The organism is Streptomyces sp. 4N509B (assembly GCF_052245655.1).
Classification (GTDB): domain Bacteria; phylum Actinomycetota; class Actinomycetes; order Streptomycetales; family Streptomycetaceae; genus Streptomyces.
Map to the genome: position 1 here is coordinate 176,744 of NZ_JBQQBZ010000002.1, position 12,614 is coordinate 189,357.

Annotated in this window: 13 protein-coding genes; 9 read left to right on the forward strand and 4 right to left on the reverse strand. The window is 72.3% G+C overall.

Annotated features, from left to right (window positions below; all coding sequences use genetic code 11):
- The first annotated feature begins 72 nt into the window (after nucleotides 1-72).
- Complete coding sequence (locus ACTWP5_RS02910) at nucleotides 73-657, forward strand: Lrp/AsnC family transcriptional regulator (protein ID WP_443219079.1); 585 nt, start codon at nucleotides 73-75, stop codon at nucleotides 655-657.
- Nucleotides 658-746: 89 nt separating this feature from the next.
- On the opposite strand, the gene ACTWP5_RS02915 is transcribed toward ACTWP5_RS02910, so the two are convergent.
- Nucleotides 747-1,295, reverse strand: coding sequence for a gamma carbonic anhydrase family protein (locus ACTWP5_RS02915; RefSeq protein ID WP_443219080.1), 549 nt, complete (start codon nucleotides 1,293-1,295; stop codon nucleotides 747-749).
- A 146-nt stretch (nucleotides 1,296-1,441) separates the two neighbouring features.
- Here ACTWP5_RS02915 and ACTWP5_RS02920 point away from each other — a divergent pair, with 146 nt between their 5' ends.
- Nucleotides 1,442-2,992, forward strand: a complete 1,551-nt coding sequence (locus ACTWP5_RS02920) for a serine hydrolase domain-containing protein (protein WP_443219081.1) — start codon at nucleotides 1,442-1,444, stop codon at nucleotides 2,990-2,992.
- A gap of 68 nt (nucleotides 2,993-3,060) precedes the next feature.
- On the opposite strand, the gene ACTWP5_RS02925 is transcribed toward ACTWP5_RS02920, so the two are convergent.
- Nucleotides 3,061-3,669 (reverse strand): DinB family protein, encoded by a 609-nt coding sequence (locus tag ACTWP5_RS02925; RefSeq protein WP_443219082.1) that lies wholly within the window; start codon nucleotides 3,667-3,669, stop codon nucleotides 3,061-3,063.
- A 147-nt stretch (nucleotides 3,670-3,816) separates the two neighbouring features.
- Between ACTWP5_RS02925 and ACTWP5_RS02930 the strand changes: the two genes are divergently transcribed.
- Complete coding sequence (locus tag ACTWP5_RS02930; protein ID WP_443219083.1) at nucleotides 3,817-4,317, forward strand: DUF6234 family protein; 501 nt, start codon at nucleotides 3,817-3,819, stop codon at nucleotides 4,315-4,317.
- An 18-nt stretch (nucleotides 4,318-4,335) separates the two neighbouring features.
- Here the strand turns inward: ACTWP5_RS02930 and ACTWP5_RS02935 are convergent, their stop codons facing one another.
- On the reverse strand, nucleotides 4,336-5,148 hold the full coding sequence (locus ACTWP5_RS02935) for a thioesterase family protein (RefSeq protein ID WP_443219084.1): 813 nt from the start codon (nucleotides 5,146-5,148) through the stop codon (nucleotides 4,336-4,338).
- Between the two features lie 322 nt (nucleotides 5,149-5,470).
- Nucleotides 5,471-5,959, reverse strand: coding sequence for an ATP-binding protein (locus ACTWP5_RS02940; RefSeq protein WP_443219085.1), 489 nt, complete (start codon nucleotides 5,957-5,959; stop codon nucleotides 5,471-5,473).
- 178 nt (nucleotides 5,960-6,137) lie between these two features.
- Between ACTWP5_RS02940 and ACTWP5_RS02945 the strand changes: the two genes are divergently transcribed.
- The 6 genes from ACTWP5_RS02945 to ACTWP5_RS02970 all read left to right on the forward strand — a co-directional run bounded on the left by ACTWP5_RS02945 (nucleotide 6,138) and on the right by ACTWP5_RS02970 (nucleotide 12,593).
- On the forward strand, nucleotides 6,138-7,040 hold the full coding sequence (locus ACTWP5_RS02945; protein ID WP_443219086.1) for a helix-turn-helix domain-containing protein: 903 nt from the start codon (nucleotides 6,138-6,140) through the stop codon (nucleotides 7,038-7,040).
- A complete protein-coding gene (locus ACTWP5_RS02950) occupies nucleotides 7,027-7,221 on the forward strand; it encodes a DUF397 domain-containing protein (RefSeq protein ID WP_443219087.1) in 195 nt (64 codons plus the stop codon). The genes ACTWP5_RS02945 and ACTWP5_RS02950 overlap by 14 nt, the downstream gene beginning before the upstream one ends.
- Nucleotides 7,222-7,313: 92 nt before the next feature.
- Nucleotides 7,314-8,165, forward strand: coding sequence for a hypothetical protein (locus tag ACTWP5_RS02955; RefSeq protein WP_443219088.1), 852 nt, complete (start codon nucleotides 7,314-7,316; stop codon nucleotides 8,163-8,165).
- Complete coding sequence (locus ACTWP5_RS02960) at nucleotides 8,155-9,468, forward strand: hypothetical protein (protein WP_443219089.1); 1,314 nt, start codon at nucleotides 8,155-8,157, stop codon at nucleotides 9,466-9,468. The genes ACTWP5_RS02955 and ACTWP5_RS02960 overlap by 11 nt, the downstream gene beginning before the upstream one ends.
- Nucleotides 9,465-11,033, forward strand: coding sequence for an SCO6880 family protein (locus ACTWP5_RS02965; protein WP_443219090.1), 1,569 nt, complete (start codon nucleotides 9,465-9,467; stop codon nucleotides 11,031-11,033). Before ACTWP5_RS02960 ends, ACTWP5_RS02965 begins: the two co-directional genes overlap by 4 nt.
- Before the next feature lie 30 nt (nucleotides 11,034-11,063).
- Complete coding sequence (locus ACTWP5_RS02970; protein ID WP_443219091.1) at nucleotides 11,064-12,593, forward strand: ATP-binding protein; 1,530 nt, start codon at nucleotides 11,064-11,066, stop codon at nucleotides 12,591-12,593.
- The last annotated feature ends 21 nt before the right edge of the window (nucleotides 12,594-12,614 follow it).

The window sequence follows — 12,614 nt, forward strand, 5'->3', positions numbered from 1 at the left end:
CCGCTGGGCAGTCTGCCCACTTACCATCGGCTCAGGACAGGCGACCATTCGACCGAGGGAGGTAGAGGCACCGTGGAGCTCGACGCCCTCGACGTGGACCTGCTGCGCGCGATGGCGGCCAGCCGCCGCGCCGGGATCCTGGAGCTGTCCCGCACGCTCGGCGTGGCGCGCGGCACGGTCCAGGCCCGGCTGGACCGGATGGAACGCGCGGGCATCGTCACCGGCTACGGACCGGAGGTGAACGTCGCCGCCGCCGGGTTCCCCGTGCACGCGTTCGTGACGCTGGAGATCGCCCAGGGCGCGCTCGACGAGGTCGCCACCGCGTTGACGGCGCTTCCCGCCGTACTGGAGGCGTACGCGACGACGGGGTCAGCCGACGTGCTGTGCCGCGTCGCGACCTCCTCCCACGAGGACCTCCAGCAGGTCCTGCTCCAGCTCAACCGCTTTCCCGGCGTCGCGCGCTCGACGAGCGTCATCACGCTGTCGACGGTGGTGGCGCCGCGGACCCTGCCGCTGCTGGCGCGCCACGCCCGCCAGGGGCCGCGCCGGGCGCCCGCCTACCGGGGCGTGTCCGTGGACGCGGGGGACGCCGGGGGCACCGGGGATGCCGGGGGCACCGGGAACGTCAGAGACGCCGGGGACGCCGGCGATGCGTGACGTGCGGACCCGGCGGTGATCGGCGGTGATCGGCGGAGATCGGCGGAGATCGGCGGTGAGCAGCGGCGAACAGCGCCGCGCGGGCACCGCTATGGGACGTCGTGACCGGTGGCGTGTCCGTTGGCATGGCTGGCGGCGTGGGCGGCTGACAGGTCGAGGTAGTGCTGCGCGTTGACGCGCAGCCGCTCCCGTTCCTCGTCCGTCAGCTGCCGCCGCACCTTGCCCGGCACGCCGGCCACCAGCGATCCCGGCGGGATCTCGGTGCCCTCCAGCACCACCGTGCCGGCCGCGATCAGGCAGGAGTCGCCGACGCGGGCGCCGTTGAGCACCACCGCGCCCATGCCGACGAGCACGTCGTCGCCGACGGTGCAGCCGTGCAGGACCGCGCGGTGCCCGACGCTCACGCCCTCTCCGACGGTCGTCGGGAAGCCGAAGTCGGTGTGGACCACGCAGCCGTCCTGGATGTTGCTGCGGGCGCCGAGCGTGATGCTGTCCATGTCGGCGCGGAGCACCGCCCCGTACCAGACGCTGGCGCGCTCGGCGATGCTGGTCCTGCCGACGAGCACGACGCCGGGCGCGACCCAGGCGTCCGGGTGAACCTCGGGCTTCGCGCCGTCAAACTCCACGAAAGTCGTCATAGACACATCATGCGTCAGCGACTACCGGCCGGTTCAGCCGAGGTCACCGGCCCGGCGGCCCCGGCGCCCCCGCAGAAAGACGCACAGGAAAAACAACTCTCCGTAACTGTGCATACTCGTCAGGTAATCGTGGAAGGGCTCAGAGTATGTCACTCCACGTGTCCGGATGCCCCGCACCCCTCACCGCGCGCCGCCGCATCCGCGCGCCGCTGACCGGCCTGCTCTCGTTCCTGGCCCTGCTGTCCGTCGGCCTGCTGGCGGCGCCCGCCCCCGGGGTGGCGGCGGCCGAGGCGCCGACGAGCGAGGCGGCGGCACCGGAGGCGGCGACAACGGAAGTGGCGACAACGGAGGCGGCGGCGGCCGGGACGCCCCATGCCGCCGCCCCGCCGGAGGACCGCGCGAGCGGAGGGCTCGACGACGGACTGGACGCGTCGCTCCTGGCCGTCCACGAGGCGGGCGTCTTCGGCGCGTACTCCGCGGCGAGCCGCGGCGAGGAGCACTGGCAGGGCGCCGCGGGCGTCGCGAACGTCCGCACGGAGCGGCCCGTGGAGCCGACGATGCACCACCGCGTCGGCAGCGTGACGAAGACCTTCACGGCCGTCGCCCTCCTGCGGCTCGTCGGCGAGGGCCGAGTCGACCTCGACGGCTCCGTGGCCGACCACCTGCCGGAGCTCGTTCCCGCCGGCCTCGACCCCGCCGTCACGGTCCGCTCGCTGCTGAACCACACCAGCGGCATCGCGGACTACCTGCCGGCCGCGTTCCCCTCCCTCGAACAGGGGTCGGCGGCCAGCATGCGCGAGAACCGCTTCCGCGAGGCCGCCCCCCGGGCGCTCGTCGAGCTGGGGCTGGCCGAGCCCGCGACCGGCGCCCCCGGCGAGCGCTTCTCGTACTCCAACACCAACTACGTCATCGCCGGCCTGCTGCTGGAGCGGATCACCGGGACGACGGCCGAGGAGTACATCACCGCGCAGGTGATCGACCGCGCCGGCCTGCGCGACACGTACTTCCCTGACTCCCCGCACATCGACGGGCCCCACGCGCGGATGTACGAGGAGATGTACGGCCTCATCTCCCCACCACGCGACTTCAGCGTCTACTCCATGTCCTGGACCTGGACCGCGGGGGCCCTCGTCTCCACCATGTCCGACCTCAACCGCTTCCACGCCGCGCTCTTCGACGGGCGGCTGCTCGCGCCGGCCGAGCTGGACGAGATGCTGCGGACGGTGCCGATCGAGGACGCGTCACCCGAGCTGACGGGGTACGGCCTGGGCGTGTTCAGGATCGAGTCGGCCTGCGGCCCCTTCTTCGGGCACAACGGCAGCGTGTGGGGCTCGGGCACCGTCGCGTACTCCAGCGCCGACGGGGAGCGTCGGGCCGCCATCGGCCTCAACCACCAGCGGTACCAGACCCTCGACGCCGAGGGGAACGTCCAGCCCCATCCCGCCGACGACGCGATCGTCCGGCACATGGAGCGGGCCCTGTGCGGCGCCGAGGGCGACACCTCGACGGCGGCCCGGCCTGCCCAGCCAGCCCAGCCGGAACAGCCAGGCGCGGCGGCACAGCCGGCGCAGCCGGCCCAGCCGGCCGCACCGTCCCCGCTGCCCGACCAGGCGCACGTGACGGCAGCCCACCGGATCGCGGCAGGGCCCACGCACCTGTCCCTGACGAGCGCGGCCACGCCGCCGGCCGGGCGGTGAACCCGGCGTCCCCGCCCGGCCGAGGCCCTGCTGGCTCGGCCTATTGCCTGGGCCCCACTGTTGAGGCGTTACTGGCCCAGTCGCCCGTCGATCCGCTCCCGCAGGAAGTCGGCGTGGCCGTTGTGCCGGGCGTACTCCTCGATCATGTGCACCATCACCTCGCGCAGTTCGAACGGCTTCCCGTCGCGCCCGACGCCGGTGACGCCGAGGTCGGGCGCCTCGTCCACGAACCGCTCGGCGTACGCCACCTTCTCGCGCCACGTCTCCCACGCGTCGGCGACCACCTCCGGGTCGGCGACGGCCCCGTCGAAGGCCACGTCGCGGTCGTCGTCGGTGCGGTAGGGCCCCGGCACGTCCTCCCCCGCCATCACCCGCCGGAACCAGCTGTGCTCGACGTCCGCCATGTGCCGCACCAGGCCCAGCAGCGACAGCTTCGACGGCTCGACCGCCCGCCGCGCCCGCGCCTCAACGTCCAGCCCGGCGCACTTCAGCTCCAGCGTCAGCCGCTGGTCGCGCAGGTATCCGACGAGCACGTCCCGCTCCCCCCGGAAGTGCCCCTCCGAGCGGGGGTCCTCGTCCGGGTGGAGGAAGAGGTTCGACCACGCGAACCCACCCCGCGCCCCCTCGCCCCGCTTCGCGCCATGGCCACCTGGAGTCTCATCCGTCTGATCAGTCATCCCCCGAGCATCATCCGCCCGCCCCTCGTCCGCCACACCATTTCGCCCTCCGCCCGCACGCCGGAGTCGCCGCACGTCATCGCGTCTGAGTACGCCCTGAGGCCATGTACTCATCCGCCCGACCCCGGCGGTTGGGACGCTGGAGCCATGGTTTCCCCACCGCCGACCCGCCCCTCGCAGGAGCGGGTCCGCTGGGCCGTCGACCTGGTCCTCGTCGTCGGCATGATCCTCGTGGACGTGATCGCCGTCGCGGCCGTCCTCGTCTTCGCCATCGGACTCGGGCTGGACGAGGCCCTCGACCCGTCGGGCGCCTCGGAGTCCGGCGGGACGGGCATGGACCGGGTCGCGGTGATCGGCTTCGGCGGCCTGGCCCTGTTCGCCGCGCTGACCTGTGCCCTCCTCATACGACGCGCCCCGGTCTCCGGGGTGCTCCAGGGCCTGGTGGCCACGGCCTGCGCCCTGCTGGCCCTCTTCGCCCTCGCCTCCCGCGAGGACGCCACGGGCCCCGACCCCACGTCCCCGTCCGTCAGCGACACCGACACCGACACCGACGAGCTTCCCGAGGACTACGGCCACTACGACGGAACCGGCGGCGGCCCGTGCCGCAGCGGCGGCGGCAACGACGAGTGCGTCGGCAGCAGCGGCTGAGGCCGTCCCGGGCAGCCCTCAGGCACCCGGCAGGGGACGGACGGTGAGCATCTGCTGCGCGTGCCCCACCGGGCCCGCGAGGTCGTGCAGGACACTGCTGGTGATGCCCTGGCCCGTCGGCCCGAAGACGACGGTGGTGTCCAGCCCGACCCAGCCGCCCTCGGGCTGGCGGTGGAGGTGCACGGTGAGGTCGACGTTGGGATACATCCAGACGGTGGGGGGCTGACGCGTGGCGACCCCGTTCGCGGTGTCGACGAGCGCGACGAACGAGGCCAGCGGGCTGACGGCCTCGCCGGCGACGAGGGCGAGCGGGCTGGCGACCCACACCGTCGCCCGGCCGGGCAGCGGCGGCCGGAGCGGCCGCACGTCCAGCGAGGAAACGTACCCGCCGGGCCACACCGTGGTCAGGGGCGAGGGCCCGAGGTCGTCGGGCGACGGCAGCCGCTCGTCGCCACCCCCGGCGACGGCGGCGGTGTCCCACGGGGCGAGGAGCCAGGCCCGCGCCCGCACCGCCGGACGGCCGGCGATGCTCACCACGGCCTCCAGCAGCTCGATCGTCCGCCCCGGCCGCACCGCCTCCACCCGGATCTCGCACTCGTCGAGCGCGAGTCGCCCCAGGATGTCGTAGCTGATCCGCGACAGCACCAGCCCGGCGTCGCCGCCCTCCCGCGCGGCCAGGAACCGCTCGACGGCGTGGACGACGAGCCCGCCGAGCGGGCTGAAGTGCATCTCCGCCGGATCCCACGCGCCCCCCGCGTGCGCGGTGGGCTTGTACCGGTTCTCGTCGATGCGCTCGAAGTAGCTGCCGGAAGCCGGGGTCGGACTGGTCAACGGAGGTGCTCCTTCTGTGCTCGCGCCGGATCCTGGTCCACGACGGAGACGGCGGCGCCACCGTCCTCGTCACCACCGACGGTAGGCATGGCACGCCGCTCCCCTGCCCGGCGGGGTGGTGCTGGCCCACCGCCGCCGGTTTCACCACTCCGTATGTCGACTCCAGGGACACGCCACCAGTCCGCCCGTCGAGCCGTCCACGTCCCGCGCCTCTTCCCGCGTGCGCTCGGCATCCCGATCCGCGCCATCCCGAACGACGTCGAGGCGGGCGCCGGCCGTGCCGGCGTCCACCGGGGCGCCCGAGAGGAGGCGCCGCGTCGGGTCAGCGGGTTCGACGACGCGAGGGCTCGGGCGCTGCGGCGCAGGCTGCGGCGGCGTTCCGGCAGAGGGTGAACCAGACGATCTTGCCGAGGCCGGGGGCGTGGTGGCAGACGCCCCAGTCGGTGGCGAGGAGGGAGATCAGCAGCAGGCCCCGGCCGTGCTCGTCCGTCTCCGGGGACGGCAGGCGCGCGGGCAGTTCGGGTGTGCCGGGGGCGCGGTCGTGGACGAGGACGCGGACCGTTCCGGTCGGCGTCCACTCGCCGTGGACGGAGATCGGGGCGCGTGCCGAGGCGACGACGGCGTTGGTGACGAGTTCCGAGGTGAGGAGCGTCGCCGACTCGACGGACTCGGCGTCGAGCACGGGCCCGAGCGCGGTCCGCACGGCGTCACGCGCGGCGCGAACCCAGCACGGTTCCGGGGGGAACGTGAGCGAGAACTGCGAGAGCGGGGTGGGGACGGGTGCAGAGACGGAGGTGGGGGTGGGGCACATGCTGACGATCTCCCTTTTGCGGCCGGGTACTTCGACACTGGCGCGATGGGATGGGGGTGCCGACGACGGTAGATTCCATCGGGTAATAGATACAACCTCACCCACCTTTCCTCACCCAATCGAGTGAACGATTCGCCTTAGCGGTACAACACAGTGATGCTGGGGCGGGAGTTGAAGCATGGGACTACGAACACACATCAGCCAGCGTCAGCGACGACTCGGCCGGGAGCTGCGTAAGCTGCGCGAGGCCGCGGATGTCTCGCGCAACGACGTATGCCGACAGGTCGGCCTCCAGCCACCGCACCTGAGCAACATCGAGGCCGGGAGAACAGCCTGCTCCGAACACAGGCTGCGAGCACTCGCCGAGGCATACGGTTGCACTAGTGCGGCGTTAATCGACGCACTCGTCGAGATGTCTCTCGCCACGGGCAAGGGCTGGTGGTCGACATACCGAAAGCTGATGGACGGGCGCGTCATCGACCTGGCCGAACTGGAGTCCACGGTCACCACGTACCGATCGTTCGAATGGCTCTACGTCCCCGGACTGCTCCAGACGCCGGAGTACATGCGCGCACTCTTCACCGGGACGAATCCCCACACACCCCCGAAGACCATCGACGAATACGTCGGCTTCCGCCTCCAACGTCAACAGATCCTGACCGACACCCCTCTGTCCCGCTATCACGCCGTCATCCACGAGACGGCGTTCCACATGCAGTTCGTCAGTCGCCAGGTCATGCAGTCCCAGTTGGAGCACCTGGTGGAACTGGCGCAGTTCCCCAACGTCACGATTCAGGTGCTCCCCCTCAACGCGAGGGCCCACCCCGGCACCCCGGGTGCGCCGTTCTCGATCCTCGACGTCGGAGTGCCGGAGCTGAGCACCGTCTACGTCGACCACCCCGTCACCTCCGTCTTCCTCGACGACCGTGCCCGGATCGACAGGTTCACGTCCGACTTCGAGCGACTGAGTAATGTGTCGCTCGCGCCACTGGACCCGGCGGGAGCACTCGGCGCAGGATCGCTCGGGCTCGTGCAACACCTGCTGTACACGCTGAAGGAGGGGGCACATGCCGGATCGTGAGTGGCGGAAGTCCAGCTTCAGCAGCGGTGACCCCAACGCGAACTGCATAGAGGTTGCCCACGCGGCGGAGGATCGGCTCTACCTTCGGGAGAGCGAGGAGCCCGGCGTCGTGCTCACCACCACCCCCACGCGTCTCGCCGCACTCCTGCGTTGCCTCCGTGCGCGGGTTGCGAGTTCGTGAACCGGTCTTGCGCTGGCCCCCGTTGTCGGTCGGGGGCGCTAACGTCGGGGTGAGGACGGCATAGACTGCGGCGCAGCTTAGGGGCGTGAGGCATGAGTTACGGCGAGGGCTACGACGGTGAGCGCGCCCGCACGCTGCCCGCGCAGACGCGGACCCGCACCCGGCTGCCCGACGATCCCGACGACGTGCCCACGCGGTCGGCGGCCTCGCCCCGGCGGAGCCTGGTGACGATCGTGTCGGTCGTCGTGCTGTTGCTCGGGGCGATCGTCGTGGCGAACCAGACGGGCGGCGAGGGCGGCGAGGGCTCCACCGGCGCACAGGAGCAGGACGGCGAGGGCGGGCAGGCCGCGCCGACGGCGCCGAGTGGGGACAGCCCTGTCGAGGTGGGCACGAGCGGTCTTCCGTCCGGCTTCTCACAGAGTGAGCAGGGAGCCGAGAGCGCGGCCGCGAACTACGCGGTGGCGCTCGGCAGCTCGGACATGTTCGACCCGGTGGAGCGGGAGGCGATCGTGGCGGCCGTGTACACGCCGGAGGCCGCGCTCGACCAGGGCGAGGCGCTTCAGGAGCGGTACACCGATCCGGACTTCCTCGCGAGCATCGGGCTGGCGGAGGACGGTTCCGCGCCGGAGGGGATGACGTTCGTCTCGCGGGTGCTGCCGGTCGGCACGCGGGTCGTCGAGTTCAGCGAGGACGCGGACGCGGCGCGCGTCGAGGTCTGGTACGCCGCGCTGTTCGGCCTGGCCGGCGAGGAGTCGACGAACCCCGTGGTGGAGAGCTGGTACACCGGGACGTACGACCTCGCGTGGTCCGGGGACGACTGGAAGGTCACGGGGTACTCCCAGGAGGACGGCCCCGTGCCGGTGGCGCGGGATCAGCGGGCCTCGTCTGCGGAGGAGATGGCCGAGGCGGTCGAGGAGTTTGGAGGCTTCACCTATGCGCGCTGACCTCCCGCTTCGGTTCCCCGCCCAGGACGGGGACGAGGAGCCGCCCCAGGACGGGACCGAGCAGGACGGGAACCAGCAGGACGGGAACCAGCAGGACGGGACCGGGGACGACACCTGCGACCTCATCCAGGGGCCCGCGAACGACTTCTGCGAGGACGGCGAGGGCGGTGGCGGAGGAGGCGGTGGCGACGGCGACGCGTACAGCTCGCCGCTCGACCCGCTCTCCTCGCTGGCCGACGGCTGCGCCCGCGCCGCCGCCTGGATCGTGCGCGAGCTGTCGGAGCTGGTGCAGGAGACGACGAACGTCGACTTCACCAACGGCTCCTTCCTGCGGCAGTACGCCGTGGTGTTCGCCGCGTCCACGGTCCTGACGCTGATCCTGTGGCTGCTCGCGATCGTCAAGCGCGCGATCCGGGGCGTGCCGCTGACGACGGCGATCGGCGAGGCCATCGGCTTCCTGTGGCTGTGCGTCATGGCCTCGGCGTTCACTCCGCTCGCGCTCTACGTCGTCGTCGGCGCCACCGACAGCGTGACGGACGCGATCGTCTCCGGCACGGGAAGCAACTCGGACGCCTTCTTCGGGGACTTCGCCGAGGCGCTGGAGCGCGGGGAGGACATCGGCGGCGGGCCGATCATGCTGATCGTGGTGTCGCTGGTGTCGATCCTGGCGGCGGGCGTCCTCTTCCTGGAGCTGACGATCCGGGCCGCGATGCTCTACGTCGGCGCCATGCTCGGCACGGCCGTGTACGCGGGCCTGGTCGACAAGAACCTCTGGAAGCACGTGCGGGGCTGGGCCGGGATCATGATCGCCGTGATCCTGATCAAGCCGGTGATCGCGATCGTGCTCGGCCTGGCCGGGGCGCTGACCACGGCCGAGGAGGGCGAGACGACGGCCACCTCGGCGATCGTGTCGGGGCTCGCGATCATCCTCCTGGCGATCTTCGCCTCCGCGATGATCTACCGCTTCGTGCCCGGCTTCGGCGACGAGATCGTCAACCAGCGCGCCATGCGGCAGGACACGGCGAGCCGCGCGGCCGGCGCCGCCGTCTCCAGCACGGCGAACACCATGAAGGCCGGCATGACCACCCACGGCTCGCGCGGCGCCCCGGCCGGTGCCGCCGCGAGCACCGGCGGCGGGGGCGGCGCGGCGGGTGCGGGCTCCACCGGGAGCGGCATCGCCGGCGGCGTCGCCGCGCACGGCAGCCGTGGCGGGGGCGGCGGAGCCGGCCGAGGAGCCGGGGGCGGCGCCACACCGCGACAGGGCGGCGGAGGCCAGGGCGGCCGGGGAGGCGGTAACGCGTGACCACGTCGACCCAGCCCTACGCCACGGCCCGCCGCCGCACGTACCTCATCGGGCGGGCCCGCCCCCAGTCGATCGTGGGGCGGAACCGGGAGACCGGGGAGATCGCTCTCATCGTCGTGGGCGCGTTCCTCGGCATGATGAGCGGCCTGCTGATCCCCGTGCTGACGGTCCGCATCGTCGGACTCGTCGGCTTCCCTCTGCTCGCCCTCGCGGCGGTCTACGTGCCGTACAACGGGCGGACGTTCTACAGGTGGTTCGAGGTGTCACGTTCCTTCAGGCGGCTGCTGCGGCGCGGCGCGACGTACCGGTCCGGTGCGCCCGAGGCGGGCATCACGCTCGACGGGCGGGAGATCGAGATCGGCACGCCGCCCGGCGTGGGCCGCGTGAACTGGCTGGCCGCCGCGTTCGGCCCCGACGAGATCGCGGTGCTGCTCCACCCCGACCGGCGGACGATCACGGCCGCCATAGAGATCGAGGGCCCCGGCGTGGGCCTGCGCGACAGCGAGGACCAGGAGGCGCTCGTCGAGCGCTTCGGGACCCTGCTCAAGCACGTGGCCAACGGCGACGGGCACGTCACCCGGCTCCAGATGCTCGCCAGGACGCTGCCGGCCGACCCGGACGCGCACGCCAACGACGTGCGGGAGCGCGGCGACGACCAGGCCCCGGGGTGGATCCAGGACAGCTACGACCACCTGCTGTCGATGGTCTCCACCTCCAGCGAGCAGCACCGCGCGTACCTGGTGGCCTGCATGCACCACTCGCGGGAGCTGGCGCAGGAGGCGCAGGCCGTGGCGCGGGCCGCGCGCTCCTCCCGCTCCTCGCGGGAGCGGCGCCGCATGTCGCAGGACGAGGCGCTCGCGGTGATCATGGCGCGCGAGCTGACGGACATCTGCGCCCGGCTCCAGGAGGCCGACATCCGGGTGCGCCAGCCCCTCGGCGAGGCACGGCTGGCCTCCCTGGTCCACTCGATGTACGACCCCGACCACCCGATCGACCACATCCAGGCCATGTCGCGCAGGAACGCGTGGCCGGCGGAGCTCGACGCCCGGCAGCCGACGTACCTCCAGGCCAAGACGCGGGAGTCGGACACCCGCGAGCCCTGGTGCCACGCCACGGCGTGGGTCAAGGAGTGGCCGATGACCCCGGTGGGGGTGAACTTCCTGGCCCCGCTGCTCGTTCACACCCCCGACGTGATCCGCACGGTGGCCGTCTGCATGGATCTGGAGCCGACCGAGGTGGCGATCGAGCGGATGCTGACGGAGAAGACCAACGACGCGGCCGAGGCCTCGCGCGCCGCGAAGATGAACCGCACCGTGGACCCCAGGGACGTGGCCGCGCACGAGCGCATCGACCAGCGCGGGGACGACCTCGCCTCGGGTGCCGCCGGGGTGAACCTCGTGGGCTATCTCACGGTGTCGTCCCCGAGCCCCGAGGCACTCGCCCGGGACAAGCGCACGATCCGCGCCTCCGCGGGTAAGTCGTACCTGAAGCTGGAGTGGTGCGACCGTGAGCACCATCGGGCGTTCGTGAACACCCTGCCGTTCGCCACCGGAATTCGGCGCTGACCGCCGCAGAGGGAAGGGAGGTGTGCCGTCGTGCCGCCACGTGATCCGTTGAGCGCCATCACCGAGGCGTTCACCAGTCTGCTGTTCGGCAGGACCGAGTCGACCCGGCTGCCCGTCCGCACCTCCACCGGGCAGGCGCAGGCGGTGTACCTGCCGACCGCCGCGCCCGGCCTCGGAGACTCGGGCGTCATCATCGGACGCGAGGTGTACTCGGGCAAGGGCTACATCTACGACCCCTTCCAGCTCTACGGCCAGCAGCTGCCGGCCCCGCACTGGCTGGTGCTCGGCGAGTCGGGCAACGGCAAGTCCGCGCTGGAGAAGACGTACGTGCTGCGCCAGCTGCGGTTCCGCGAGCGGCAGGTCGTGGTGCTGGACGCGCAGGGCGAGGACGGCGTCGGCGAGTGGAACCTCATCGCCGAGCAGCTGGGCATCACGCCGATCCGGCTGGACCCGATGGCGGCGCTGGACCACAACATCCGGCTCAACCCGCTGGATCCCGCGATCACGACGACCGGTCAGCTGGCGCTGCTGCGGACCATCATCGAGGTGGCGCTGGGCCGGCCGCTGGACGAGCGCTCGGGGTTCGCGCTGAAGGTCGCCCACGCGTACGTGAACCAGACCACCAGCGGGCGGCAGCCGATCCTGACGGACATCGTGGAGCGGCTGCGCCACCCGCACCCGGAGGCGGCCGACGCCATGAACGTCGACCTGGAGGACGTCCGCGCCTGGGGCCTGGACGTGGCGCTCGTTCTCGACCGGCTCGTCGACGGTGACCTGCGCGGAATGTTCGACGGCCCGACGACGGTCGGCATCGACCTCGACGCGCCGTTGATCATCTTCGACCTCTCGCACATCGACCGGAACTCCATCGCCATGCCGATCCTGATGGCGATGGTCGGGGTGTGGCTGGAGCACACGTGGATCCGGCCCGACCGGCGCAAGCGGATCTTCCTCGTCGAGGAGGCGTGGCACATCATCAACTCGCCGTCCGTGGCGCAGCTGTTCCAGCGGCTGCTGAAGTTCGGGCGGCGGCTCGGCCTGTCCTTCGTGGCCGTCGTGCACCACCTGTCGGACGTGGTGGACGGCGCGGCGGCCAGGGAGGCGGCGGCGATCCTGAAGATGGCCTCCACGCGCACGATCTACGCCCAGAAGTCGGACGAGGCGCGGGCCACGGGCGCGGTGCTCGGCCTGCCGCGCTGGGCGGTGGAGATCATCCCCACCCTCACGCCCGGCATGGCGGTCTGGGACGTCAACGGGAACGTGCAGGTCGTCAAGCACCTGGTGACGGAGGCGGAACGGCCGCTGGTCTTCACCGACCGGGCGATGACGGAGTCGGCCGCGGCGCTCCAGGCCGCGCAGCGGGTCGCCGAGTTGGAGGGCGGGCCCGGCGGGCACGGCGGGCGCGGGGCTGCGTCCGGCGTCGCGGGCGAGGTGGGCCACGCGGAGCACCCGGGCCCCGGGCGGGCGCTGGACGCCTCGTACGACGCCTCCTACGAGGCGGAGACCGAGGCGCGGGTCGCGGCCTTCGAGGAGTTCGAGAAGCGGCAGGGCGTGGGGTAGGCGGGGCGGGGGCGGGACGCG